General features: G+C 64.9%; 24 protein-coding genes. 15 read left to right on the plus strand and 9 right to left on the minus strand.

Features of this window, described 5'->3' with window-relative positions; all coding sequences use genetic code 11:
* The first annotated feature begins 266 nt into the window (after positions 1-266).
* From CH256_RS10750 to CH256_RS10800, 11 genes are all read left to right on the plus strand, one after another.
* On the plus strand, positions 267-596 hold the full coding sequence (locus CH256_RS10750; protein WP_256989420.1) for a DUF3054 domain-containing protein: 330 nt from the start codon (positions 267-269) through the stop codon (positions 594-596).
* Positions 597-745: 149 nt separating this feature from the next.
* Positions 746-2056: a Na+/H+ antiporter NhaA gene (gene nhaA, locus CH256_RS10755; protein ID WP_068049049.1), complete on the plus strand. Its 1311-nt coding sequence runs from the start codon at positions 746-748 to the stop codon at positions 2054-2056.
* A 42-nt stretch (positions 2057-2098) separates the two neighbouring features.
* On the plus strand, positions 2099-3196 hold the full coding sequence (locus CH256_RS10760; protein ID WP_218829134.1) for a serine hydrolase domain-containing protein: 1098 nt from the start codon (positions 2099-2101) through the stop codon (positions 3194-3196).
* Positions 3197-3262: 66 nt separating this feature from the next.
* Positions 3263-4516: an APC family permease gene (locus CH256_RS10765; RefSeq protein ID WP_094669592.1), complete on the plus strand. Its 1254-nt coding sequence runs from the start codon at positions 3263-3265 to the stop codon at positions 4514-4516.
* A 31-nt stretch (positions 4517-4547) separates the two neighbouring features.
* The gene (locus CH256_RS10770) at positions 4548-4913 is read left to right on the plus strand and encodes an ArsR/SmtB family transcription factor (RefSeq protein ID WP_094640491.1); all 366 of its coding nucleotides are present in this window, start codon (positions 4548-4550) and stop codon (positions 4911-4913) included.
* Complete coding sequence (arsB, locus tag CH256_RS10775) at positions 4910-5998, plus strand: ACR3 family arsenite efflux transporter (protein ID WP_068049037.1); 1089 nt, start codon at positions 4910-4912, stop codon at positions 5996-5998. The genes CH256_RS10770 and arsB overlap by 4 nt, the downstream gene beginning before the upstream one ends.
* Positions 5998-6672 carry an arsenate reductase ArsC gene (locus CH256_RS10780; RefSeq protein ID WP_094640490.1) on the plus strand — a complete coding sequence of 225 codons (675 nt, stop codon included), beginning with the start codon at positions 5998-6000 and terminating at the stop codon, positions 6670-6672. Before arsB ends, CH256_RS10780 begins: the two co-directional genes overlap by 1 nt.
* A 36-nt stretch (positions 6673-6708) precedes the next feature.
* The gene (locus tag CH256_RS10785) at positions 6709-7131 is read left to right on the plus strand and encodes an arsenate reductase ArsC (protein WP_068049031.1); all 423 of its coding nucleotides are present in this window, start codon (positions 6709-6711) and stop codon (positions 7129-7131) included.
* Positions 7128-7544 carry an arsenate-mycothiol transferase ArsC gene (locus CH256_RS10790; RefSeq protein ID WP_068049029.1) on the plus strand — a complete coding sequence of 139 codons (417 nt, stop codon included), beginning with the start codon at positions 7128-7130 and terminating at the stop codon, positions 7542-7544. The genes CH256_RS10785 and CH256_RS10790 overlap by 4 nt, the downstream gene beginning before the upstream one ends.
* Positions 7545-7549: 5 nt before the next feature.
* On the plus strand, positions 7550-8605 hold the full coding sequence (locus CH256_RS10795) for an ArsO family NAD(P)H-dependent flavin-containing monooxygenase (protein ID WP_094669593.1): 1056 nt from the start codon (positions 7550-7552) through the stop codon (positions 8603-8605).
* A complete protein-coding gene (locus CH256_RS10800; protein WP_094640488.1) occupies positions 8602-9936 on the plus strand; it encodes an FAD-dependent oxidoreductase in 1335 nt (444 codons plus the stop codon). The genes CH256_RS10795 and CH256_RS10800 overlap by 4 nt, the downstream gene beginning before the upstream one ends.
* A gap of 18 nt (positions 9937-9954) precedes the next feature.
* Here the strand turns inward: CH256_RS10800 and CH256_RS10805 are convergent, their stop codons facing one another.
* From CH256_RS10805 to CH256_RS10815, 3 genes are all read right to left on the minus strand, one after another.
* The gene (locus CH256_RS10805; protein WP_068049019.1) at positions 9955-10701 is read right to left on the minus strand and encodes a sulfite exporter TauE/SafE family protein; all 747 of its coding nucleotides are present in this window, start codon (positions 10699-10701) and stop codon (positions 9955-9957) included.
* A gap of 67 nt (positions 10702-10768) precedes the next feature.
* Entirely contained in the window at positions 10769-12430 is a 1662-nt protein-coding gene (locus CH256_RS10810) for an NTF2-like N-terminal transpeptidase domain-containing protein (protein WP_179272070.1), read from the minus strand.
* Positions 12431-12535: 105 nt separating this feature from the next.
* Complete coding sequence (locus tag CH256_RS10815; protein ID WP_094669601.1) at positions 12536-14365, minus strand: penicillin-binding transpeptidase domain-containing protein; 1830 nt, start codon at positions 14363-14365, stop codon at positions 12536-12538.
* 91 nt (positions 14366-14456) lie between these two features.
* Between CH256_RS10815 and CH256_RS10820 the strand changes: the two genes are divergently transcribed.
* From CH256_RS10820 to CH256_RS10830, 3 genes are all read left to right on the plus strand, one after another.
* Complete coding sequence (locus CH256_RS10820) at positions 14457-15002, plus strand: hypothetical protein (RefSeq protein WP_068049016.1); 546 nt, start codon at positions 14457-14459, stop codon at positions 15000-15002.
* 133 nt (positions 15003-15135) lie between these two features.
* A complete protein-coding gene (locus tag CH256_RS10825; RefSeq protein WP_094669594.1) occupies positions 15136-16746 on the plus strand; it encodes an ABC-F family ATP-binding cassette domain-containing protein in 1611 nt (536 codons plus the stop codon).
* Positions 16747-16845: 99 nt separating this feature from the next.
* On the plus strand, positions 16846-17631 hold the full coding sequence (locus CH256_RS10830; protein ID WP_094669602.1) for an alpha/beta fold hydrolase: 786 nt from the start codon (positions 16846-16848) through the stop codon (positions 17629-17631).
* A gap of 13 nt (positions 17632-17644) precedes the next feature.
* On the opposite strand, the gene CH256_RS10835 is transcribed toward CH256_RS10830, so the two are convergent.
* Complete coding sequence (locus CH256_RS10835) at positions 17645-19360, minus strand: AMP-binding protein (protein ID WP_373454804.1); 1716 nt, start codon at positions 19358-19360, stop codon at positions 17645-17647.
* A 77-nt stretch (positions 19361-19437) separates the two neighbouring features.
* On the opposite strand from CH256_RS10835, the gene CH256_RS10840 reads away from it, so the two are divergent.
* Positions 19438-19911 (plus strand): DUF3995 domain-containing protein, encoded by a 474-nt coding sequence (locus CH256_RS10840; protein ID WP_082898697.1) that lies wholly within the window; start codon positions 19438-19440, stop codon positions 19909-19911.
* Here CH256_RS10840 and CH256_RS10845 read toward each other — a convergent pair.
* The 5 genes from CH256_RS10845 to CH256_RS10865 are packed head-to-tail and all read right to left on the minus strand — an operon-like array spanning position 19908 to position 25231.
* Complete coding sequence (locus CH256_RS10845) at positions 19908-21014, minus strand: ABC transporter ATP-binding protein (RefSeq protein ID WP_094640485.1); 1107 nt, start codon at positions 21012-21014, stop codon at positions 19908-19910. The genes CH256_RS10840 and CH256_RS10845 overlap by 4 nt on opposite strands.
* An 11-nt stretch (positions 21015-21025) precedes the next feature.
* A complete protein-coding gene (locus CH256_RS10850; protein ID WP_068049004.1) occupies positions 21026-21910 on the minus strand; it encodes a carbohydrate ABC transporter permease in 885 nt (294 codons plus the stop codon).
* Positions 21910-22860 carry a carbohydrate ABC transporter permease gene (locus CH256_RS10855; protein WP_037196012.1) on the minus strand — a complete coding sequence of 317 codons (951 nt, stop codon included), beginning with the start codon at positions 22858-22860 and terminating at the stop codon, positions 21910-21912. Before CH256_RS10855 ends, CH256_RS10850 begins: the two co-directional genes overlap by 1 nt.
* Positions 22857-24209, minus strand: a complete 1353-nt coding sequence (locus tag CH256_RS10860; RefSeq protein ID WP_441344161.1) for an ABC transporter substrate-binding protein — start codon at positions 24207-24209, stop codon at positions 22857-22859. The genes CH256_RS10855 and CH256_RS10860 overlap by 4 nt, the downstream gene beginning before the upstream one ends.
* On the minus strand, positions 24206-25231 hold the full coding sequence (locus CH256_RS10865) for a sugar-binding transcriptional regulator (RefSeq protein ID WP_094640484.1): 1026 nt from the start codon (positions 25229-25231) through the stop codon (positions 24206-24208). Before CH256_RS10865 ends, CH256_RS10860 begins: the two co-directional genes overlap by 4 nt.
* Between the last annotated feature and the right edge of the window lie 51 nt (positions 25232-25282).

Genomic DNA, 25282 nt, shown 5'->3' on the forward strand with positions numbered 1-25282 from the left:
CCTGCAGGGTGCGACCGCACTGCCGTCGCCGATCGTGCCCACCCAGGCACCGCAGCGGTAGGTCGCGGTAGCTTTCCCGCAGACCCCCGCCGGATCAATGCGGCTTTGTTGCAGTCCAACTGACTGAAACCCACATGGATCCGCCCTGGGTGGACCCGCGAAAGGCCCGCATCGCAATCGTCGGTGCGGGTCTTTCGCCGTCGGTGTCTACAGTGGTACGCGTGAAGTTTCGTTCTCCTGTAGTTGCCGGCATCCTCGATCTGGCCATGGTCCTGCTGTTCGCCGCGATCGGTCGGCGCAGTCACGCCGAAGCCACCGCACTGTCCGGCCTGTTCCACACCGCCTGGCCGTTCGTTCTCGGTGCCGCCATCGGCTGGGTCGTTGCGTTTGCTCTGTACCGCAACAAGTTCGACGCTTTTCTCATCGTCCCGACGGGCATCGTCGTGTGGGTGATGACGGTTGTCGTGGGCATGGTGCTGCGCGCACTGACCGGGCAGGGAACAGCCGGATCCTTCATCGTCGTGGCAACGCTGGCCACGGCAGTTCTGCTACTGGGTTGGCGTGCACTGGCGAAATTCGTGCCGAGCGTTCGTTGACGCCGAGTTCGTCGGGAACGGCCTCGACGCGATAGGATGATCCACGGTGCGCCGGGAAGTCTGGTCGGCAACAACTCTGTGCTGCGTACCCACTGTCTGATATTCGGTCGGTTCGCAGCTCGACGAAGCTACCGAAAGGCGTTCTCTCCGTGACAGATTCATCAACCCCGAAAACGCGATTGCCACTGTTCTCCCGGGGCTCCTGGTCCGAGGCAGATCGCGTCGCACAGATCCTCCGCAAGGAGACCGTCGGTGGCGCACTGCTCCTCGTCGCCACCCTCATCGCCTTGGTCTGGGCCAACTCACCGTGGTCCGCTGCCTACGACTCGCTGATGAGCACCCGCGTCGGACCGTCGGCGCTGCATCTCGATCTGACGCTCTCGACATGGGCCGCCGACGGACTGTTGGCCATCTTCTTCTTCGTCGTCGGACTCGAACTGAAGCGAGAATTCGTCGCAGGCGATCTCCGCGATCCCGCACGTGCGGCCCTTCCTGTCGCCGCGGCGATCGGCGGAATGGCAGTTCCGGCAGTCATTTTCGTGCTGATCAACCTCGGCACCGGAGACGGCGCACTGCTCGGTTGGGCAATCCCCACCGCGACCGACATCGCGTTCGCCGTTGCCGTGCTCGCCGTGATCAGCACCCACCTGCCGACCGCGCTGCGTACCTTCCTACTGACGTTGGCTGTGGTCGACGACCTCCTGGCCGTCAGTGTCATCGCCATCTTCTACACCGACGACATCAACTTCATCGCGCTCGGCCTGACACTGATTCCGCTCGCCCTGTTCGCGGTGGCCGTACAGATGCGCGTCCGCTCGTGGTGGATTCTCATCCCGCTGGCGGTCGTGACCTGGGTACTCATGCACGAGTCCGGCGTTCACGCCACCGTCGCGGGCGTGCTGCTCGGCTTCGCTGTTCCCGTGATGCGCAGCAAGGCCAACGGTGGTCCCGAAGCGGGCCCCGGCCTCGCCGAGCACTTCGAGCACAAGATTCGGCCGATCTCGGCGGGCATCGCGGTGCCCCTGTTCGCATTCTGCGCGGCCGGTGTGACCGTCGGCGGATTCTCCGGCCTGGCCAGCGCACTGACCGATCCGATCGCCATCGGCATCATCGCCGGCCTCGTCATCGGTAAGGCCATCGGCATCTTCGGCACCACCTACCTCGTATCCCGTTTCACCCGGGCGACGTTGGACGCCGGACTGAAATGGCTCGACGTCCTGGGCGTCTCGATGCTCGCGGGTATCGGATTCACCGTCTCGCTGCTGATCGGCGACCTTGCCTTCGGCGAGGGAACTCAGCGCGACGACCACGTCAAGGTCGGCGTCCTCACCGGTTCCATCATCGCGGCATCGTTGGCCGCCATCATCCTGCGCAGCCGCAACAAGGCCTACCGCGACATCCACACCGAAGAGACCCGCGACGACGACCACGACGGCATCCCGGACGTGTATCAAAAGTAGCCAGCGCTGGAATCCGGACCGCTGCGGTGACACGATGAGTCCGTGAGCGAGACCGTGCGCGAACTGTTGACCCGGCACATCGACGCTGGACTGATGCCGGGGGCAACGGCGCTCCTGGGTGGCCCCGATGCGGAACCCGTCGCGGTCGGGTCATCGGCGGTCGGCGGTCCACCGATGGCGGTCGACGCACTGGTCCGGATTCAGTCGATGACCAAGATCGTCACCGGCGTGGCCGCCCTGCGGCTCGTGGTGGCGGGCCGGCTGACGCTGGACGACGACGTCGTACCCTGGCTTCCCGAACTCGCTGACCGCCCTGTGCTCACCCGTCCCGACGCTGCACTCGACGACACCGTTCCGCAGGACCGGCCGATCACGTTGCGGCACTTGCTCACCAACACCAGTGGGTACGGAATTCAGATGGGAGACACCCCGCTTGCTCGGGCGATGCGGGCCAACGCCACGGAGGCCGGCCCCGCGCCGTCTCCGCTCGGCGCGGACGAGTGGTTGGCACGCATGGCGGATCTTCCGCTGGCTTTCCAGCCCGGTACCGGGTGGCGCTACCACCACGGCTTCGCGATCCTCGGCATCCTCGTCTCTCGTATCGTCGGCCGGTCTCTGCAGGATCATCTCCGCGACGACCTGTTCGGGCCGCTCGACATGCCCGACACCGGACTGTGGGTACCCACCGACCGATGCCATCGCCTGACGGCGGCCTACCGGTACGAGGACGGGTCGTTGATCGAAACCGAACCCGCCGCGGGCGGACCCTATGCGGGACCGCCCCCAGTCGACGTGAGTCACGGCGAGCTGGTGTCGACCGCGACCGATTTTCACCGCTTTCTCCGTGCGATCCCGACGTCCGTGTCGACCGAGCACCTGGAGCTGATGACACACGACCAGGTGCCCGCGTCGATCAAGACCGACGAGAGTTTCTACCCGGGCTTCTGGCCGGGTACGGGGTGGGGATTCGGCGTCTCGGTCGTCACCGAAGGAGAGCACCTCGGCCGTTACGGATGGTCCGGCGGGCAGGGCACCGACTTCTTCGTCGACCCGGACGGGACGGTCGGCATCCTGCTGACGCAGACCGAATTGTGCGAGGCCACCTTCGCGCTGCTGTCGGAGTTCCAGGAACTGCGCTGACAGGATCGACGCCGAGTCGAGTGCAGCACCTACAGTTGTCGCCGTGATCGACGATCGGTTCCCGGCATGACGAATCCGCCATCGCTCAGCCGTCGACTCGGGCTGTTCGACGCCATCGCCATCGGTGTCGGTTCGATGGTCGGAGCCGGGGTGTTCGCGGCGTTCGCTCCCGCATCGGCCGTCGCGGGCGCGGGTCTGCTGATCGGTCTCGCCATCGCCGCGGTCGTCGCGTTCTGCAACGCCACCTCGTCGGCTCAGCTCGCCGCGCAGTATCCGACGTCGGGCGGAACGTACATCTACGGCCGAGAGCGGCTCGGCGAGTGGCCCGGCTTTCTGGCCGGGTGGAGCTTCGTAATCGGCAAAACCGCCAGCTCCGCAGCCATGGCGCTGGTGTTCGCGGCCTACGTCGCACCTGTCGGGTACACGAAAGTCGTTGCTGTGCTTGCCATCGTTGCGTTGACGGCAGTGAACTACTTCGGCATCACCCGCACGGCCGTGCTGACGAAGATTCTGGTCGCCGCCGTGCTCACCGTGCTCGTCGTGGGTGTCGTCCTGGGACTCACGGGCTCGATCGAGCCGAACGTCGCCGGGCTCGGCTCGTTCGCCGACAGTGGGTGGTACGGAATTCTGCAGTCGGCCGGCCTGTTGTTCTTCGCCTTCGCCGGCTACGCGCGCATTGCCACCCTGGGCGAGGAGGTCGTCCGGCCCGAGCGCACCATTCCGCGCGCCATCGTCTCCGCCCTGGGTATCGCACTACTGGTCTATGCGGTGATTGCACTGATCCTGTTGTCGGTACTGGGCTCCGACTCACTGGCGTCGTCGTCGGCTCCTCTGGTCGATCTGGTTGTGGCATCCGGACATTCGTGGGCGTCACCGCTGATGCGCATCGGCGCGGCGTTGGCCGCGCTGGGAGCCCTCCTCGCGCTGATCGCAGGCATCGGCCGCACGTCGCTGGCAATGGCCCGCCACGACGACCTGCCGTCGTATCTGACCGCGGTCCATCCCCGCTACTCGGTTCCGCATCGCGCCGAGATCACTCTGGCAGTGATCGTCTGCGTCCTCGTTCTCGTCATCGATCTGCGCAATGCCATCGGCTTCTCGTCGTTCGGGGTGTTGCTGTACTACCTGGTTGCGAACCTGAGCGCCCATACCCAGGACACCGAGAACCGGCGGTACCCCAAGGTTCTGCAGATCGTCGGCAGTATCGGCTGCGTCGTCTTGATTGCGACGCTGCCCGCCACCTCCATTGCCGTCGGAACCGTCGTGGTCGTGCTCGGTGTCGCCTACCGACTGATCCGCGTTCGGCAACTGTTCACTTGACGGCTGGTTCGATGAACGTCAATATAGACGCATGTCGAACCAAGACCGGTCGTCCGTCGACGGCGAGTGCTGCTCGCCGCTGATCCACGAACCCCTGACCGAGGATTGGGCCGGAGATCTGGCCCGGATGTTCAAGGCACTGGGAGATCCAGTCCGCCTGCGTCTGCTCAGCCTCGTTGCCAGCCATGCAGGCGGCGAAGCGTGTGTCTGCGATATCTCCCCCGCATTCGACTTGTCGCAGCCCACCATCTCCCATCACCTCAAGGTGTTGCGCGAGGCGGGGCTGCTCGATTGCGAACGACGCGGCACCTGGGTCTACTACTCGGTCGTTCCCGCTGCGCTGCAGCAACTGTCGGCAGTGCTGAACGCTGCGGAGTCAACGGAGGTCATGGCATGAGTACGACGACCGATACCGCCGTAGTCGGCAAGCTCTCCACCCTCGACCGGTTCCTGCCCGTATGGATCGGCGTGGCCATGGTCGTCGGCCTGATCCTCGGACGCATGATCCCCGGTCTGAACGACGCACTGTCGTCCATCTCCATCGACGGCGTGTCGCTCCCGATCGCCATCGGCCTGCTGATCATGATGTACCCGGTGCTGGCCAAGGTGCGCTACGACCGCCTCGACACCGTCACCGGCGACAAGCGACTACTGATCGGGTCGCTGGTCCTCAACTGGATCCTCGGTCCGGCCCTGATGTTCGCTCTCGCATGGCTTTTCCTGCCGGATCTACCCGAATACCGCACCGGGCTCATCATCGTCGGTCTGGCCCGATGCATCGCGATGGTCATCATCTGGAACGACCTCGCCTGCGGCGACCGAGAAGCCGCCGCGGTTCTGGTGGCGATCAACTCGGTGTTCCAGGTCTTCATGTTCGCCATCCTCGGATGGTTCTACCTGTCGGTCCTGCCCGGCTGGCTCGGGTTGGAACAGACGACCATCGAAGCCTCGCCCTGGCAGATCGCGAAATCGGTGCTGATCTTCCTCGGAATCCCGCTGATTGCGGGATTCGCCTCGCGCTTCTTCGGTGAACGCGCCAAGGGCCGCGAGTGGTACGAGGAGAAGTTCATCCCCAGGATCGCCCCGTGGGCGCTCTACGGCCTGCTGTTCACCATCGTCATTCTCTTTGCGCTGCAGGGTGATCAGATCACGTCACAGCCCTTCGACGTGGTGCGTATCGCGCTGCCTCTACTGGTGTACTTCGCGGTGATGTGGGGCGGCGGCTACGCCCTCGGTGCCGCGATGGGTCTGGGCTACGAGCGCACCACCACCCTCGCGTTCACCGCTGCAGGCAACAATTTCGAGCTCGCCATCGCCGTCGCGATCGCGACCTACGGCGCGACATCCGGGCAGGCACTCGCCGGAGTCGTCGGACCACTCATCGAGGTGCCGGTACTGGTCGGCCTCGTCTACGTCTCGCTCGCACTGCGTAAACGCTTCGCCCCGAGTTCGTCCGCGACCACAGCGACAAAGGAGTCCTGATGTCCGACAACCTTTCTCCCAGCAGCCACCGCGCCCAGCCCGAACTGTTGATGCCCCAAGCAATTCTCTCGCGCACCGCAGAGAGACTCGCTGCGGAATACGAGGGCATCTTCTCCACCCAAACCGTCGAGCGTTACGTCTTCGAGTCCTACACCGCACTGCGTCGAACCTCGAAGATTCACACGCACCTGACCACTCTGGCCGGCAAGTTCGCCGCGGACCGTCTCACTGCACTCGCCCAATCACAGGGTGACGCACCGAAACTCGTGCCCGAGGTGCTGTTCATCTGCGTCCACAATGCCGGACGCTCCCAGATGGCCGCGGCCTTGCTCGAACACCACGCACGGGGACTGGTCCACGTCCGATCCGCGGGCTCGGCCCCGACCTACGAAATCAACCCGATCGTCGTGCAGGCGATGGAAGAACTCGACATCGACCTGGGCAGCGAATTCCCCAAGCCGTTGACCGACGACGTCGTCGCCGCCGCAGATGTCGTGGTGTCCATGGGATGCGGCGATGCGTGCGCGGTCTACCCCGGCAAGCGCTACCTGGACTGGCAACTGACCGACCCCGACGGCAAATCCATCGACGAAGTGCGTCGCATCCGCGATGATCTCGACGCGCGTGTCCGCCAACTGCTCACCGAGCTGACCACCACCACCGTACCGGCCTGAGGCATCGGCCTCCGCGCTCGAAAGGCATACGACTCCATGTCCGACACACCCAGTGTTCTCTTCGTCTGCGTCCACAACGCCGGTCGATCTCAGATGGCCGCCGGTTTTCTGTCCCACCTCGCCGGCGATACCGTCGAAGTGCGTTCTGCCGGTAGCGCACCCGCAGAGACCATCAATTCCGCGGCGGTCGAGGCCATGGCCGAGGTCGGCATCGACATCTCGTCGCAGTCTCCGAAGATCCTCACACCCGAGGCCGTCGAGACATCCGACGTCGTCATCACCATGGGCTGCGGCGACGCCTGCCCGGTGTTCCCCGGAGTGAGTTACCGCGATTGGGCACTGGCCGATCCGGCGGGCAAAGGCGTCGAGGCGGTGCGGCCGATTCGCGACGAGATCAGAGGCCGAATCGAGGACCTGATCGCCGAACTGGTTCCGGCAAAGCAGAGTTCCGCGTCATGACGACACCCAGCGTGCTGTTCGTCTGCGTCAAGAACGGCGGCAAGTCTCAGATGGCCGCCGGTCTGATGCGTAAGGCGGCGGGCGGTTCGGTGGAGGTGCACTCGGCCGGAACGAAACCGGGAGGTGCCGTCAACGCACTGTCGGCCGAGTCTCTTCTCGAAGTCGGCGTCGACCTGTCGGGCGAAGCACCCAAGCCGATCGATCCCGATCTGCTCGCCCGCATGGACTACGTCGTCACCCTCGGCAGCGAGGCACATGTGGAACCAGTGGACGGTCCGACGTTCGAGAACTGGAACACCGACGAGCCGTCCGAGCGCGGTATCGACGGCATCGAACGCATGCGTCTGGTCCGCGACGATATTGCCGCTCGCGTCGAGGAACTCGCATCTCGCATGCGCGGCACCGACGCTTGACTCGAATGAAGTACGACGTGGTGGTGATCGGCGGCGGTCAGGCAGGACTGGCCGCTGGGTACTACCTGCGACGAGCCGGGCTCGACTTCGTCGTTCTCGACGACCAGACGCATGCCGGAGGGTCCTGGCAGGACTACTGGCCGTCGCTGCACCTGTTCTCACCGGCGGAGTACTCGCGACTTCCCGGCTGGCCGATGCCTCCGTGGCACAACGGTTTCCCACCCGCGTCTCATGTGGTCGACTACTTGCGAGCGTACGAGAAGAAGTACGAACTGCCGGTGCACCGGCCCGTCCGGGTGACGGCCGTGCAGCGGGTCCCGGGCGGCTACCGAATCGACACAGATGGTGAGTCGTACACCGCCACAGCAGTCGTCAACGCGACGGGAACATGGTCTCGGCCCTTCTGGCCGAGCTACCCGGGCATGCGTGAATTCGATGGGACCCAACTGCATGCCGCCGACTACCGCACACCGGATCGATTCGTGGGCAAGCGGGTAGGAATCGTCGGGGGCGGAAACTCGGCTGCTCAGATACTTGCCGAGATCTCCACCGTGGCCGAGACCCTGTGGTTCACCGCCCGCGAACCGAAATTCCTGCCCGACGACGTCGATGGGCGCGTGCTGTTCGATGTCGCCAGCGACCGCGCCCGAGCGCTGGCAGCGGGTGACTCCGATACCGGCGGGGTCGCAGGCTTGGGTGACATCGTCATGGTCCCGCCGGTAAAGGAGGCCAGGGATCGCGGCGTCCTGCAGGCCCGGCCGATGTTCACGGCGATCACAACCGACGGCGTGACGGACGGGCACACGACGGAGAAACTGGATGCGATCGTCTGGTGCACCGGCTTTCGGCCCGCGCTGCGGCATCTGCAGCCGCTGCATCTGCACACCGACGGACCTCGGATCACGTTGGAAGACAATCATATTCACGACGAGTCGACCCTTATGTTCCTGGGGTACGGCGACTGGACCGGACCGGCATCGGCAACGCTCATCGGCGTCGGCCGTACCGCACGCGCAGCAGTGAACACTCTCGCTCGACGAGGAAAGGTAGATCAGTCATGAACGAATACCCCGTAGTAGTGATCGGCGCAGGACCCATCGGTCTCGCCGCCGCAGCACATCTCACCGAAACCGGCTCTGCCGTCGTCGTTCTCGAACGCGGGCCGTCCGCGGGCGCGGCAGTGTCCGAATGGAACCACGTGCGATTGTTCTCCCCGTGGTCCGAGGTAGTGGACCCCGCTGCCGCACGGTTGCTCGAGCCGACCGGCTGGACCGCACCGGACGGCGACACCTACGCCACCGGTCGCGAATGGGTGGAGCGGTACCTCGCGCCCCTCGCCGCTGTCCTCGGAGACGCTGTTCGAGTCGATTCCGAAGTGGTCGGTGTAGCCCGCCGTGGACGCGACCGCGTCGTCGACGCCGGCCGCGACACCGAGCCGCTGTCCGTGCACATCCGGCATTCCGACGGCAGCGAGGAACGTGTTCTCGCCCGCGCGGTCGTCGACGCGTCGGGCACCTGGGGATCTCCGAATCCACTGGGTAGCGAGGGGCTTGCGGCCATCGGCGAGAAGTTCTCCGCCGACAGAATCGACTACCGGGTCCCCGATCTGACCGATCCGGCGATTCGCGCCCAGTTCGCGGGCAAGCACACGGTCATCGCTGGCAGCGGCCACTCCGCCCTGACCGCCATCATCACCTTCGCCGAACTCGCTGCAGAGGAACCGGGAACGACGCTCACCTGGGCCGTGCGCCGAGGCGTCACCGCAGACGTGTTCGGCGGCGGCGAAGCCGACGAACTCGCCGCCCGCGGCGCGCTGGGACAACGCGCCAAGAATGCCGTCGACGACGGCTTCCTCACCGTGCAATCCGGATTCCGCACCGAAACCGTTGCGGTCGAGGGTGATCGGATGACCCTCGTCGGCGATACCGGCGCTCGCATCGGAGATGTCGATCGCGTAGTCGCACTCACCGGCTTCCGACCGGATCTGTCGTGGTTGTCCGAGGTTCGCCTCGATCTCGATCCCACCCTGCAGGCACCCAAGTTCGTCGCCGAATTGGTGGACCCCAACATGCATTCGTGCGGATCGGTGTCACCGCACGGAGTCGAAGAACTCACCCAACCCGAGCCCGGCTTCTACCTGGTGGGTATGAAGAGCTACGGCCGCGCGCCGACGTTCCTTGCAATGACCGGATACGAGCAGGTTCGCAGCATCGCAGCCGAACTCGCCGGAGACCACGAGGGCGCACGAAAGGTCGAGCTGACACTGCCCGACACCGGCGTCTGCGGCGGCGCGGGCCTGTTCGACGAGCCCGACGCCCCGTCGAGCGGCGGTTGCTGCGGTGCCCCTGCTGCGCCGGAGTTGATCACTCTCGGCGCACCGTCGCGCAAGTAGCGAACAGGTGACCGCCCGTCAGCCGAAGGCCTGATACCCCAGCCATCCGGCGAGACCCAGTCCCAGAATCCCGACGCCGACGCGCAGGATGATCGGCGAGATCACCTTGACCGTCGGTGGCCCGCAGGCACCGCCGACGAAACATCCGATGGCCAGCGCAAGTGCCGCCCACCAGTGCACCTGACCGAAGAACGAAAAGATGATCGCCGCAATCAGATTGGCAATGCCGAGGAAGAAGCTCTTCAGAACGCTTGCGCGCCAGAAGGTATCCGAAGTGCAGATCAACGCCAACGCCAGAAAGATGACGCCTGCCCCGGCCCCGAAGTAGCCGCCGTAGATCGCCACGGCGAACAGGGCCAGCGGATAGAGCGTCGGAAACTCTCTGCCGCCGGACAGCTTTCGAATACTCGGCTGCAGCAGGAGCGCGATGGCTGCCATCGCCACCAGGAACGGTACGACCACCTCGAACGAACCGTCCGGCGTATTGAGCAACAGAACCGCACCGGTGGTACCGCCGAGAGCCGAGTAGATCGCGTACCGAACCAGCTGCTTGCCGTCCTTGGCGAGCTCGGCCGAGGAACTCGCCGTCGCCCCGACACCGGCCGCGACCAAGGCGACCGTGTTCGTCACGTTCGCAGACACCGCTGGCAGACCCACCGCAAGCAGCGCAGGGTAGGAGACCAGCGATGCGAGCCCGGTGACGAACCCGATGAGCCCGGCGAAGAACCCGGCCACCACCAGGAGTCCGAAATCGAGCACAGTCACCGAATAAAACTACCGTGCCTAACGATCGACCCGAATCCCTGGTCATTTCGCAGGCTCCATTCCTGCCCTACTCGACGGGGTTCGCCATCTCCTGCAGCAACCGGCTCGTCATGCGCACTGCCTGATCCCCGCCGTCCGCATCCTCGATGTAGACCGCGAACGCGACATCACCGCTGGTGGCGAGCACGAAGCGATCGTCGCCACTTTCCCCGGCGAATCCCTGCACCCCGTCGAACGTGTCGAGACCGCTGGTGCGGGACGAGTCGGCAAGTATGCCGCGCAACCGATTTGCTGCATCCGACCCGAGTGCCCGGGACTCACGATTGGCGACCGCGGTCTGACCGGCGACGATCGTCGGAGTCGGAGCGCTGCCCCGTGAGATCGCGGCCGCCATCTGTGCGAGACCGAACGGAGTCACGGTCGCCTCGTCACCGGAGGCGGTCGACACGGCCCTGATACCGTCGATCGCGCTGCGACTGTCGGCGGGAGTTCCGGTGTAGGCGTCGAGTCCGGGCATCGAGTAGCTGACACCGAGACCCAGTGCCGCAGCTGCATCCTCGGCGCTGTCGTCGACGCGATCGGACTGTGCCGCCTTGACCAACTCCGACGCGGTGCCGGCCGGGTAGGAGCCCCCGAACACCACGTCGCCCTGCTCGTTCGCGTAACTGTTCTGTGCCGCAGCGAGAATGGCACCGGTCGAGGTGGACAGGGCGACGATCGACGCCGACGACCCCGCCATGACCACCGCATTCTCGGCGGCGAGTTGAACGCGCGGATCGAGCGTTGCGTGCAGGTCAGGACCACCAGGGCCCTGGAAACCGACACGGCGCTCACCGATTCCGTCGACGGTGTAGGTGTCGACGGCCCAGCCTGCGGTGGCGTCGCGCCCTTCCTGCCATGCACTTCGCAACGAGTCGAGCACGGGTGAGGTGATCCGACGGTCGTCGACGATGAGCTTGGGTTGCGGAGAAACCACCACTCCCGGCACGGCGCGCAGGTCGTCTTCGAGGACGGCGAAATCGTCGTCACGCAGGGTCACTGCGGTGATCGGTGCACCGCCGGACGAGTTCAGCTCGGCCAGCATCGATTCGGAGGTGATGAGCGGTGCGACGACATCGATGACGTCTGCGAGTTGCGCGGTGGACGCCGCCGGATCGCTCGTCTGCGCCGGGTCGAGGGAGATGGCGTTGATGGTTCGCTCGCTCATCAGCACGTTGTTCGCGGCGTCGAAGATCAGCGGCGGGGCAGCGTCGGTCCGGGTGTATCGAACCGATCCGCCCGAGGTGAGGTCCGGGACGAGAGTGGCCGGATCCCACGCTATGCGCCAACCGACGCTGAGCTTCTTGGTCGAGCCCTGAGCGCTGTACTTCCAGTCCTTGCCCTCACCGAAGTTCCACGCCGACGCGAGAGTGAAGTAGCCACTTTCGTCGGAGAGGTCCATGTACTGGGTGAGGTCGAAATCCCCGGTGGACATGCCGTCGGCCGACAAGCCGTCGAACATCTGGTTCAGCGCGGCCGTCGCGGCGTTGGGGTAGGTCGTCATCGCGGCAGCAGCAGCGACGTCTCGGTTGTCCAGGGCATCGACGAATTTCGAGACCAGCACCTCTGCCTCGCTCGGTGGGCGATCGACCATCCAGAACGCTGCCGAGACCGTCAACGTCGCCGATGCTGCAACGGCGACGAGGTAGCGACCGCGGACCTTGCGCGGGCCACGACGGGCACGACTCATAGAACTCATGAGTCACAATATTCACTGTAGTCACACGAGTAACAAGCACGGGATTCATACGAGCCGGTCACGATTGGGATACGCCCCGGTCGGTTTCGGCCTCTACTAGCGCAGAAAACGACCCGCAGCCTCGACGGCAGGCGTCGAACTGCCTGCGTCGTTGACGAACACCGCGAACGCGAGATCGCCGGAGATACCGACGAACCAGCCGTGCGCTCCTTCGTTGTTCGCACCGAATTCGGCGGTGCCGGTCTTGCCGAGCAACCCTGGGATGTCGTTCAGCGCTGTGGCCGTTCCGCCGGTGATCGTCTCGCGCATCATGGCTTTGATCTGCTCGGTGACCTGGGGGTTCACCGCTGCCGGCTGCATGTTTCCCACTCCCGGCTCACTGGGGACCACCGTCGGTGGGAGCAATCCGTTGTTCGCGATCGACGACGCGACCAGCGCCATTCCGAACGGCGACGCGGTCACCTGCCCCTGACCGATGGCGGATTCGACCCGCTGCGCCGGGGTGTCGGCGGACGGCACCGACCCGGTGACGGTCGTCAGACCGGGGGTTACGTAGTCGACGCCGAGGCCGTACTGCGCGGCCGCGTCGGTCAGTCCGTTCGGTGGGAGTGCCACGCCCAGGCGGCCCATCGTCGTGTTGCAGGACCTGGCGAAAGCGGTGTGCAGCGGCACGTTGCCGAGATCGAAGTTGTCGTCGTTCGGGATCTGCCGACCCTCGATGTTCTCGGTCGCCGGGCACGGCAGCACGGTATCGGGGGTGACTGCACCGGACTGCAGTGCAGCCGAGGTGGTCACCGTCTTGAACGTCGACCCCGGCGGGTACAGACCGGTGAGGGCGATCGGACCCTCGGCGTCCGCGGCGGCGTTCTGCGCCACGGCGAGAACCGCACCCGTCGACGGCCGAAGTGCAACGATGGCCGCCTGCTGCGGCAGCGACGCGAGGGCATTCTCGGCTTTGAGCTGCAGTGCCGAATCCAGGGTGGTCGCGATGTCGTCTCCCGTTGCGGCGTCGCGGCCGGCAAGCGGGGTGATGGAGCCGTCCGCGGCAACGGCCTGCACAGCCCATCCACGATTGGCGGCCTGCTCCTGCTCCCACAGCGTCGTCAGGTCGTTGAGGACCGGCGAAACGAGGTTCCGGTCGGTGGCGAGCAGCCGCGTCTGCGGAGCCAGCGTGACTCCGGGGACGGTCGCGAGCTGAGCACCGATGGGGTCGATATCGGACTGACGAAGGGTGACGATCGTCGCTGAGTCACCTTGCGCGCCGGCAACAGTCGCTGCCACCGATTCGGCCGTGACACCCGGAACGACGGAGCCGACGAGATTCGCGACCGCTGCCGGATCGGCCGTCGCATCGGCGTTGACTAGGGTCACCACCTGCTGCGACATCAGCTCGACGCCGTTACCGTCGAAGATGCGCGGTGCGACGAGCGCATCGGTGGGAGTGAAACGCACCGACGAGTCGGCGGTCAGGCCCGGCACCAACATCGCCGGATCCCAGGTGATCTTCCAGCCCTGCTCGGTCTCGGCCGCTGTCGCAGAGGTGGTGTAGCTCCACTCCTTCGGTTCGCCGTCGGGTTCGGCGGTGCCGTCGGTGGTCGTCGAGAAGCGCCAGCCGGCATTCAACGTGAACGTGCCCGCATCCTCGTTGGCGTCGACTGCCTCGAAATCGGGAGTTGCCGTCACCGTACCGCCGGCCGAAAGCCCGTCGTACAGCCCGGTGAGCGCCGCCGTCGCGCCGGCCGGGTCGGTGGTCAACGCGGCCGCCTGATCGATGTTCGAGCTGTTCACCGCCTCCGCGAACTGCTCGGCGACAGTCTGCGGCTGATCCGGCCCACTCTGCCCGCAAGCGGCGAGCACCGATGCCAGTACGGACACGATCGCGGCCAGAGTCGTCGGTCTTCTCGAAGTGCGCACGGGGTCGATCATGCCCCAGTGCATCCGCGAAACACCGGTGGCACGATCTCGAAATGAGGTGTAATTATGTAATCAGTCTTACAACATCCATCGAGGAGTCCCCATGAAACCCAACGGACGCTCGTTCGGTCGCCCCGGCGGCTGGCAGCACGCAGACATTCCGGATGCCACCGATGCAGCCGATTGGTTCGGTGGCCGCCTCCCGGACACCTGGTTCGACGGTGCCGCCTCGGTCGAGGTCGACCGAGAGGAAATCGTCGTCGTCGGAACACTGCCCGTGGAGCAGGACAGTTCATCCGCAGCCACCGAGGGCCGCATCGCGCGATTCCGCGAAACCACCCGGGGCGACCGCATGCAGATCGCCGACGAGGCAGAGAAGCGCTACGGCCGCAAGGTCGCGTGGGGAGTTCGGACCGGGTCCGAGGTGGTCCTGTTCACCCACCTCGCCGTCCCGGTCATGACACGCCTGCGTCAGCCCGAGCGTCGCGTGCTGGACACTCTCGTCGACGCCGGCGTCGCCCGCTCCCGGGCCGACGCTCTGGCCTGGGCCGTGAAGCTCGTCGGCGAGCACACCCAGGAGTGGCTCGACGAATTGCGTGGCGCCATGACGACGGTCGACGAACTACGTAAGAAGGGCCCGTCGGTGTAATTCGCTTGCGTGGCCATCGGGTTCGGGGCTAGCGTGGCCTTCGCCTTGCTGCCCACAGATTCGGAGAGGCCATTGCTCTTCCAAAGGTTCTAGACGCCTGCAGATCGTCCGCATGCACACCTTTGGAGCAACCATGCCTCATTCATCCTCCCTCTCTGTCTCGAATCTGACGTTCGCCTGGCCGGACGGCGACCCCGTGTTCGACGCCACGTCGGCCATCTTCCCCAGCGGCACAACAGGTCTCATCGGTTCCAACGGTGCCGGCAAGTCTACCCTGCTGAGATTGCTCGCCGGGGAGTTGACGCCGCAGCGCGGTTCGATCTCGATTCCCGGCGTGCTGGGCCATCTGCGCCAGGACGTCGCACTGGACCCCGATCTGCCCGTGGATCGGGTGCTGGCCATCGATTCGGTGCGAAAAGCATTGCATCGCATAGAATCCGGCTCCTCCACCGAGGACGACTTCGCAGTCGTCGGATCGGCGTGGGACGTCGAGGAGCGCGCTCTGGCCCTGCTGGGCAAGCTCGGCCTCGGCAGCATCGTCGGCTCTGTGAGCGACCTCGATCGCCGCGTCGGCACCCTGTCGGGCGGTGAGACGACGCTGCTGGCACTGACCGCGCAATTGCTCGCCCAGCCCGACGTACTGCTACTGGACGAGCCGACCAACAATCTCGACCACGTTGCGCGAGAACGGTTGTACACGGCAGTCGACGGCTACCCCGGTGTGCTGATCGTGTGCACGCACGACCTCGAGTTGCTCGAACGCGTGGACACCATCGCCGAGGTGCGAGCAGAGCGCAGCGGAGTGTCCCGGCTGCGCATGTTCGGCGGCAACTACCAGCACTACCGAGAGGTGATCGACGCGGAACAGCAGGCGGCACGGGCGACGATCCGCGATGCGAAGAACGATGTCCGCAAGCAGGAACGCGAATTGATCGACACCCGAATCAAACTCGACCGACGTCTGCGCTTCGGCAAGAAGATGGAAGAGCAGAAGCGCGTGCCACCGATCCTTGCGGGCCGACGCAAGCGGGCGGCCCAGGAATCGGCAGGCAAACTCCACGGAACCCACAGCGACCGCGTCGACGACGCCCGATCGTCCCTGTCGGCCGCCGAGGATCTCCTGCGCGACGACCGCGAGATACGCGTCGACCTCCCGGCGACGAAAGTCCATCCCGGGCAGGTGGTTCTGACGCACGAGGCCGTGCACATCGTGGGCCCTGAGTGCATTGCGCTGATCGGACCGAACGGCAGCGGCAAGACCACGCTGCTGCGGGCCCTGGACGCCACCGGGGCAGAGGTGCCGTGGAAGTATCTGCCGCAGCGACTCGACATCTTCGACGAATCCCGCACCGTCGCCGAGAACGTTGCCGACGTCGCTCCGCAGGCCACGGCCGAACAGGTCCGCAGCCAACTCGCCCGCTTCCTGTTCCGCGGATCCGACGCCGACGCCGTCGTCGCCACCCTCTCCGGCGGCGAACGACTGCGGGCCGCACTGGCCCGAATACTGCTGGCCGAGCCTGCTCCAAAGCTCCTGATACTCGACGAGCCGACCAACAACCTCGACATCACCAGCCGACAACACCTCATCGACGCGCTCGACACATTCGAGGGTGCACTGATCATCGCCAGCCACGATCGACCGTTCCTCGACGCCATCGGACCCACCCGCACCGTCGACCTCACCCCGACCGCCGAGACTCCCGAGTCCGCCGAACAAACGCCCGCCCGTAGGGAGTCAATGTGACATCCAGTGGACGCGGGAGTGGAGCCTGCGAAACGACCCACAGGCGCAGTTTGGGGGTCAATGTCACATTGAGTGGACTTCTGGGGCGAGGATTGCGGGGTGGAGTATGCCTCGAATGCAGACGATGGGACACGGATCGCGTACACGGCGGTGGGGTCCGGGCCGCCGTTGTTGATGGTGCACGGCAGTTTTCTGACGCACACGATCTGGCGGACGTTCGGCTACGTGAAGGCGCTGCGCGGGGCTCGGCAGTTGATTCTGATCGACAGTCGCGGGCACGGCCGCAGCGAGAAACCCCGCACTCCCGACGCGTATGCGATGAGCACGATCGTCGGCGATCTGACGGCGGTGCTCGACGCCGTGGGCGCGGCGACCGTCGACTATCTGGGGTATTCGTTCGGGGCTCGGGCCGGGTTGGCGCTGACGGCAGCGGCTCCCGAACGAGTGCGATCACTGGCAGTCGGCGGCGGTAGTCACGGCGCTCAGGCCGGCGCGTTCGATCGGCTGTTCTTCCCGGGATGCGCCGACGTGTTGGAGCAGGGCGGCATGGACGGGTTCCTCGAGGCATGGAACAACCACCGCATGTTCCCGATCGACAACGGCACCCGAGCGGTGTTCTCCGCCAACGACGCCCAGGCCATGGCCGCGTACATTCGGGCGTCCGACGCCGATCCCGGCCTACCCGACGACGCGTTGCAGCAGTTCACCCAGCCGTCGCTGTTCTACGTCGGCAGTCAGGACGGCACCAGGCTCGACGACACCCGAGCTGCCGCAGCGCTGGTACCGAACTCCGAATTGCATGTCATCCGCGGATTCGACCACGCGACGACGATGGCCGCCACCCCGGAAGTGCTCGGGATCCTCGAACGGTTCTGGGACGAGTGACCTCGGTGTCACATCACCTCTTCAGTGCAGGGAACTGGTCGTCACGCCACTCGGTCTCCAGCGGTCCGACGGCCGCGTCCTCGCGGGCGCGCAGTTCCACTCGGCGGATCTTGCCGGAGATGGTTTTCGGTAGCTCGAAGAACTCGATTCGGCGCACACGCAGGAACGGCGCAAGGTGCTCGCGGGCGTACTTGAGGATCTCGAACGCTGTGTCCTCGTTGGGTTCCCAGCCCGACGCCAATGCCACATACGCCTTGGGGACGGCCAGTCGCGTCTCGTCGGGGGCGGGCACCACCGCGGCCTCGGCAACGGCGGGGTGTTCGATGAGCACGCTTTCGAGCTCGAACGGGGAGATCTTGTAGTCCGAGGCCTTGAACACGTCGTCGGTGCGGCCGACGTAGGTGATGTAGCCCTCGGAGTCCCTCGATGCGACGTCGCCGGTGTGGTAGTAACCGTCGGCCATGACAGCGGCGTTGCGTTCGGGGTCGCCGAGATATCCGGTCATCAGGTTGAACGGCTGCTGCGCCAGGTCGAGGCAGATCTCACCTTCGTCGGCGAGTTCGCCGGTGGTGGGGTCGACGATCACCACCGGTACGCCCGGCAGCGGCCTCCCCATCGAGCCGGACTTCAGTACCGCGCCGGGTGTATTGGCAACCAGCGCAGTGGTTTCCGTCTGGCCGAACCCGTCGCGGATGTTCAGGCCCCACTCCTGCTGCACCCGCGAGATCACCTCGGGGTTGAGTGGCTCTCCTGCTCCGATGGTCTCGCGTAGCGAACCACCGCCACCGGCGAGGTCGGCTTGAATCAGCATGCGCCACACCGTCGGTGGAGCACAGAACGTCGTCACCTCGGCCCGGCGGATCTGCTCGAGCAACGCTTTCGCTTCGAATTTGCCGTAGTTGTAGATGAAGATCGTCGCCTCGGCGATCCACGGCGCGAAGAAGCAACTCCACGCGTGCTTGGCCCACCCGGGAGAGCTGATGTTCAGGTGCACGTCGCCAGGCCGCAAACCGAGGAAGTACATCGTGCTCAGATGCCCGACGGGATAGGAGATCTGAGTGTGTTCGACGAGCTTGGGCTTGCTGGTGGTGCCGGAGGTGAAGTACATGAGAAGACGGTCGGTGGGAGCCGTCACGGACTCGAACGGTACGGCCTCGACAGAACGAGCCTCGGCATAGTCGACCCAACCATCTCGAGCGGAGGTGGCGATGCGCAGGTAGTCCCCGGGTACGTCGTCGAATTTGCCGGTGTCCGAGGGGTTCACGATCACGGCGCGCGCATTGCCGCGCACCACACGGTCGGTCAGGTCTGCCGGCCCGATGGCAGTGGTGGTCGGCATCAACACCGCGCCCAGTTTCATCACCGCGAGCATCGCTTCCCACAGTTCCACCTGATTGCCGAGCATAAGGATCACCGAGTCGCCGCGGCCGATGCCCTGTTGCTCGAGCCACCTGGCAACCTGGTCGGAACGACGCGCGATGTCGTCGAAGCTGTACTTGGCCTCGCTGCCGTCCTCTTCGACGATCCACAACGCAGTGCCGTCGTTGCCACGGGCGATCGCGTCGAACCAATCGATGGCCCAGTTGAACGTCTCACCGAACGACGGCCACTCGAAAGTCTCTACGGCGCGGTCGTACTCGCCGTAGGAGTCGAGCAGTAGGTCGCGAGCGTTCCTGAATGCCGTATGTGCCGATTCGGCCATGCTTCCTCCGTAGCCTGTGATGCTCATCACCGTCACGGTAGGGGAGATGAACAATCCCTCGCTACCCCTGAACGGGGGTGAGAACTCGGCTAGCCTCGATCACCGTGGCCATCGGATACTTCGCGATCGCAGGTGCACTGGGGATAGTTCACGCCGCGTTTTCCGGCTACTGGGCTGCAGGTGGCCGATGGATGTTGAATACCGTCGGATCATTCGCCACGGAATGGGTCGAGACCGAACCGCAGACTGCGCGAACGGCACTGCTGGTGCTCACGCTGGTCAAACTTGCAGCGGCAATTCTTCCCGCCCTCGCCTACATGAACCGGCCGCGCCTGGCAGCACAGAACCGGACCAGGCTGCCGGCAATCGTCCTCGGCATATCCTGGCCCGGCTCGGTGCTGCTGATTCTCTGGGGCGGAGCGTCGTTCGTCGGAGCGGTGATCGGCCTGATCGCCTCGGACGAGAACCGAAGCGTCAAGTACGGGCACCTGTTCTTCGACGGCATCTTCCTGCTCTGGGGTGCCGCCCTTCTGACGGCGCTGATCCTCTCTCGGAAAGCGCCGTACCAGCCGCGCTAGATGCGCTCGCCTGTTTCCGGATGGAAGAGGTGGATCGCTCCGTCGAGGCGCTTCAGTCCGATGCTCTCGCCGATCCTCGCCGGGGCACGCACTGCCGAGCGGGCGACGAGCGACACGGGTCCCCCGTCGAGTCCCTTCACCTTCGGGTCGTCGAGGTGCGCGTACACGTACGACTCGCTGCCGAGTTCCTCGATGAGATCGACCTTGCCCTCGAAGCCTTCGCCGCCGCCGTGGACGATGCCGATGTTCTCGGGCCGCATTCCGATGGTGACCTCGTCGATCCCCAGGCTCGCGAGCTTGGTCAGCTCGTCGCGCTCGAGCGGGAGCAGGAACTTACCGATCTGCACGCCGCCCGAGCCGATGGGTACCGTCATCAGGTTCATCGCCGGGGAGCCGATGAATCCTGCGACGAACGCGTTGACGGGGTGGTCGTACAGGTCTGTGGGAGAGGCGAACTGCTGCAGTTTGCCACCACGCAGGACGGCGACGCGATCACCCATCGTCATGGCCTCGACCTGATCGTGGGTGACGTAGACCGTCGTGGTGCCGAGCCGACGCTGCAACGCCGCGATCTGCGTACGCGTCTGCACTCGCAGTTTCGCGTCGAGGTTGGACAGTGGCTCGTCCATGCAGAACACCTGCGGCTCACGAACGATGGCGCGGCCCATGGCAACTCGCTGACGCTGGCCACCCGAGAGCTTGCCGGGCTTGCGATCGAGGTACTCGGTGAGATCGAGCAGACGGGCCGCTTCGGCCACGCGTGCCTGACGCTTCTCGAGGCTCACTCCGCGCATCTTGAGTGCGAAGCCCATGTTCTCGCCGACGGTCTTGTTGGGGTAGAGCGCGTAGTTCTGGAACACCATGGCGATGTCGCGGTCCTTGGACGGGACGCCCACCATGTTCTTGCCGCCGATTTCGATTGCGCCACCGTCGATCTCCTCCAGACCGGCGAGCATCCGAAGTGCGGTGGACTTGCCGGAGCCGGACGGTCCGACCAGGACGACGAACTCGCCGTCCTTTATGTCGAGGTCGAGGGAATCGACGGCGAGCGAATCGGCACCTTCGTAGACGCAGGATGCCTTCTTGTACGTGATTGCAGCCATGAGACTTTCTCCTATTTGATGGCGCCGAAGGACAGACCGCGCACGAGCTTGTTCTGCGCGAACCATCCGGCAAGGACGACGGGGAGTGCTGCGAACGTCGCAGCGGCGGAAAGCTGGGCCCAGTACAGGCCCTGGCCGGTGATGAATCCGACGAGGTACACCGGAATCGTCTGGGCCTGAACGGCAGTGAGGTTGACGGCGAAGAAGAACTCGTTCCACGAGAAGATCACGCAGATCAACGACGTCGCTGCGATACCGGGAGAGACGAGCGGCAGGATCACCTCGCGGACCGACGTCCACAGCGACGCACCGTCCATGCTGGCGGCCTCGAGCAGTTCCGACGGCACCTCCATGAAGAACGAGCGCATCATCCACACGGCGATAGGCAGATTCATCGCGGTGTAGAGAATCACCAGTGCCCAGATGTTGTCGAGCATGCCGATGTCACCGACGATGACGTACAGCGGAACGATGACGGCCACGACGGGCAGCATCTTGGTGGAGATGAAGAAGAACAGCACGTCCTGGGTTTTCTTCACCGGCCGCAGCGACAGCGCGAATGCTGCCGGAACACCCAGCAGCAGAACGAGAATCGTCGAGACGATGGTCGCGAACGCCGAGTTCAGCAGGGTGGTGCCGATGCCGCTCTCGAGGACACCTCGATACTGATCGAGGGTGGGGGTGAAGATCAGCTTCGGCGGGTTGGAGTAGGCGTCGGCCTCCTGCTTGAAGCCGGTGATCACCATCCAGAGAACCGGGAAGAAGAAAGCGATACCGGCCACCCAGGCAACGAACGACCAGATCGTGCCCGGGCCCCACTTGCTCTTCTTCCGGATCTCCTGCCCGTCGGAGGTCTGCGCGACGGCCTTCTTCTTGCTCGTGGTTGCCGTGCTCATCACGCCGCCTCCTCGTTTGCGCTGAAGCTCTTGAAGATCAGTCTCAGCGCCAGTGTGCTGAGAACGATGGTTGCCACCACGGTGACGACGCCCATGGCCGCGGCCTGACCGATGTCGAAGCCGAGGAAGGCACGCTGGTAGATGTAGAACGGCAGGTTCGCCGACGCGACTCCCGGTCCACCGGAGGTCATCATGTAGACGGCATCGAAGGTGTTGACCAGATAGATCGCACCGAGGACGGTGCCGAGTTCGATGAAGCGACGCAGGTGCGGCAACGTCAACTCACGGAAGAGTTTGAACGGGCCTGCCCCGTCGACACGCGCAGCCTCGGCGATGTCCTTCGGCATGGACTGCAGGCCGGCGAGGATCAGCAGCATCATGAACGGCGTCCACTGCCACACGAGGTTCGTCATGACCGCGGCCAGCGGGAACCGCGACACCCAGTCGATCTCACCGACTCCGAACGGACTCAGCGCGAAGTTGATCAGGCCGAAGACGGGATCGAACATCGTCGTCTTCCAGATCAGCGCACCGGCGACCGGGGTGACGAGAAACGGGGTGATCAGCAGCGTGCGAATCAGGCTGCGTCCGATGAACTTTCGATCGAGCAGCAGAGCGAGAGCCAGACCCAGCACCACCGAGATGATCACGGTTCCGACGATCATGATCACGGTGTTCATCGCGACCTCGCGGAACTGACTGTCGCGGAACACGTCGATGTAGTTGTTCAGACCGTTGAACTCACGCGAACCCGGACGAACGAGGTTCCAGGACTGCGTCGAGTAGTACAGCGTGAACAGGAACGGGATCTGGGTGACGATGATGGCGAACACCAACGCCGGCAACAGTGGCCCGCGTCGACGCCACCCCTCTGCCTTGGAGATCGTTCTCGGTCTCGGTACGAACTTCTCCGGTTCGGCCGGAGCCGTCCGTTCTTCGGTGGTGGTCATCCCTGGTCCTCCTGGTACGTCCTGCCGACCACTTCGGCGTATTGCTGCGCTTGGTCGAGCGCGTCGTCGACGCTGATCTGTCCAGCGATCGCGGCACTGATCTGTTGGCTGACCCGGGTACCGAGGTCCTGGAACTCCGGAATGGTCAGGAACTGGACTCCGGTGTACGGAACCGGATCCACGGTGGGGTCGTTCGGGTCGGCACTGTCGATGGAGTCGAGGGTCAGCTGACCGTAGGCCGCCGACGCCTCCGCGTACTCGGGAATCTCGTAGGTCGAGAGCCGACTTCCGGGAGGCACACGCTCCCAACCGAGTTCGTTACCGACCTTGTTCAGGTATTCCTTGCTGGTCATCCACGAGACGAACTTCCATGCCTCGTCGGGGGCCTCACTGGTCTTGGGGATGCCCAGTGCCCAGGAGTACAGCCAACCGTTGTCGCCCTTGGCCGCCGACGGGGCCTTGGCATAACCGATCTGCCCGACGACGTTGCTCGACGACGGGTCCTCGAGGACCGAGACGGCCGAGGTGGCGTCGTACCACATGGCGGTGTTGCCCTGGGAGAGTTGCGTTCCGCACTCACTGAACCCACTGGTCGCCGCGCCGGCCTGACCGTGCTCGCGCACGGTGTCGACGTAGAACTGCACGGCTTCGCGTACCTCGGGACTGTTCAGCTGGGCGTTCCAGTTCTCGTCGTACCAGCGGCCGCCGAACGCGTTGATGACAGTGTTGAGCGGTGCGAGCACCTCACCCCAGCCGGGCTTGCCGCGCAGGCAGATTCCGGACAGGCCCGGGCTGTCGAGAGCGGCTGCGGCGTCGGCCACCTGCTGCCAGGTGGGCTCGGCAGGCATGTCGATACCGGCCTGCTCCATCAGATCCTTGCGGTACATCAGGAACGACGATTCACCGTAGAACGGCACCGAGTACATGCTGCCCTCGTACGACAGCGACTCCTTCAGCGTGGGAATGAAGTCGTCCTCGTCGTAGCCCGGCGTGGCGTCGGCGTACTCGGAAAGATTGGTCAGCCAACCGTTCTCGGCCCACTGCGGGGTCTCGAAGTTGCTGATCATCACCACGTCGAACTCACCGCCGCCGGTCGCGACCGAGGCCGTGATCTTGGCTCGGGCCTCGTTCTCCGAGAGCGACACGAACTTCAGGTTGATACCCGGGTTCTCCGCCTCGAACTCCGGAGCAAGCGAAATGGCATCGGACATCTGCGAATTCGAGACGATCGCGACGGTGACCGTCGTACCGTCACCATCACCACCGAACGAGCCGGCACCGGCACATCCGGACACCACCAAGGTCGTCGCGAGCGAGGTCGCGACAACCACCTTCGGTAGAACTTTCACTGAGATACCTTTCCATTCGACGCTGATGTGGATCGATCCACAAGCCAACGCGCACTTTCGATGTCGGTGACCAAGATCGATGCCAGTCCACCGCGCAGTGCACCGAGCAGCGCTTCGTGTTTTCGTTTTCCGCCCGTGACGAGCACCGCCCGATCGCAGGCCCTGATGGCGTCGAGCCCCACCGACACGGTTCGGCCGGGGAGTGATCCTCCGGTGTCCTTGCCGTCGGCGTCGTAGAACCGTCCGCCGATCTCACCGACCGCACCGAGTCGGCGCAGTTCGTCGAGCACCTCGAGGTCGATGAAGCTGCCCTCGAACAATGTGGTGGACGTGGAAACGGGACCGATGCCGTACATCATCACATCGGCATCGGTCCCGGCTTTGAGTGCGCGAGAGATCACGGAGTCCTGCTCCAACGCAACGACAGTCGCCTGATCGGCGTACAGCGGCGCATTGAGCCTGATGGGTGTCGCCTGCAGGTACGCAGCGCACCGTCCGAGTGTGTACTCGACGCCGGTCTGGTAGTCGGCCGAGGTGATGGAACCGTCGAGTTGCACCACCGCAGCACATTTGGTGGACCTGGTCTTGAGCGAGCTGGCGACCGCCACCGTCTCGGGTCCCCAGGTGAAGCCCAGCACATCCTTGTCCTGGAGCCGACGAGAAAGCAGCGTCGCCGCTGCCCGGCCGAGGGAACCGTAGCCGGCGTCCGTGCCGTCGATGACGTCCGAGACGACGAGCACCTCGGTCAGCCCGAACTGCGCTTCGAGTTCACGCTCGATGTCGGCGTGCACGGTGCCCTGCAGGTCGTCGGGAACGTTGATCTCGATGGTCACCAGTCCCTGGGTGCGAGCGCGTGCAACCAACCGCCCTGCCGTGGGGCGTGAGACACCGAGCTTCACGGCGATCTCGGCCTGAGTCGCGCCTTCGAGGTGGTACATGGTTGCGGCGCGCAGAGCCAGGCGCAGATCCTCTCCGGACCGCGGAGACTTCGACCCCGCTGGACCGGATGACGATCCATCCATTTCGCCTCCCAAGTTATGAGCAGATGCTCAGCTCGTGTTCATCTGCTCACT

Origin of the sequence: Rhodococcus sp. 05-2254-6 (assembly GCF_002258565.1) — a bacterium.
In the GTDB taxonomy this organism is placed as follows: domain Bacteria; phylum Actinomycetota; class Actinomycetes; order Mycobacteriales; family Mycobacteriaceae; genus Rhodococcoides.

Coding starts and splice junctions, on each gene's coding strand:
- CH256_RS10750 (WP_256989420.1), top strand. CDS start 267: ATGGTCCTGCTGTTCGCCGCGATCGGTCGGCGCAGTCACGCCGAAGCC.
- CH256_RS10765 (WP_094669592.1), top strand. CDS start 3,263: ATGACGAATCCGCCATCGCTCAGCCGTCGACTCGGGCTGTTCGACGCC.
- CH256_RS10770 (WP_094640491.1), top strand. CDS start 4,548: ATGTCGAACCAAGACCGGTCGTCCGTCGACGGCGAGTGCTGCTCGCCG.
- arsB (WP_068049037.1), top strand. CDS start 4,910: ATGAGTACGACGACCGATACCGCCGTAGTCGGCAAGCTCTCCACCCTC.
- CH256_RS10780 (WP_094640490.1), top strand. CDS start 5,998: ATGTCCGACAACCTTTCTCCCAGCAGCCACCGCGCCCAGCCCGAACTG.
- CH256_RS10785 (WP_068049031.1), top strand. CDS start 6,709: ATGTCCGACACACCCAGTGTTCTCTTCGTCTGCGTCCACAACGCCGGT.
- CH256_RS10790 (WP_068049029.1), top strand. CDS start 7,128: ATGACGACACCCAGCGTGCTGTTCGTCTGCGTCAAGAACGGCGGCAAG.
- CH256_RS10795 (WP_094669593.1), top strand. CDS start 7,550: ATGAAGTACGACGTGGTGGTGATCGGCGGCGGTCAGGCAGGACTGGCC.
- CH256_RS10800 (WP_094640488.1), top strand. CDS start 8,602: ATGAACGAATACCCCGTAGTAGTGATCGGCGCAGGACCCATCGGTCTC.
- CH256_RS10810 (WP_179272070.1), bottom strand. CDS start 12,430: ATGAGTCGTGCCCGTCGTGGCCCGCGCAAGGTCCGCGGTCGCTACCTC.
- CH256_RS10815 (WP_094669601.1), bottom strand. CDS start 14,365: ATGATCGACCCCGTGCGCACTTCGAGAAGACCGACGACTCTGGCCGCG.
- CH256_RS10820 (WP_068049016.1), top strand. CDS start 14,457: ATGAAACCCAACGGACGCTCGTTCGGTCGCCCCGGCGGCTGGCAGCAC.
- CH256_RS10825 (WP_094669594.1), top strand. CDS start 15,136: ATGCCTCATTCATCCTCCCTCTCTGTCTCGAATCTGACGTTCGCCTGG.
- CH256_RS10835 (WP_373454804.1), bottom strand. CDS start 19,360: ATGAGCATCACAGGCTACGGAGGAAGCATGGCCGAATCGGCACATACG.
- CH256_RS10845 (WP_094640485.1), bottom strand. CDS start 21,014: ATGGCTGCAATCACGTACAAGAAGGCATCCTGCGTCTACGAAGGTGCC.
- CH256_RS10850 (WP_068049004.1), bottom strand. CDS start 21,910: ATGAGCACGGCAACCACGAGCAAGAAGAAGGCCGTCGCGCAGACCTCC.
- CH256_RS10855 (WP_037196012.1), bottom strand. CDS start 22,860: ATGACCACCACCGAAGAACGGACGGCTCCGGCCGAACCGGAGAAGTTC.
- CH256_RS10865 (WP_094640484.1), bottom strand. CDS start 25,231: ATGGATGGATCGTCATCCGGTCCAGCGGGGTCGAAGTCTCCGCGGTCC.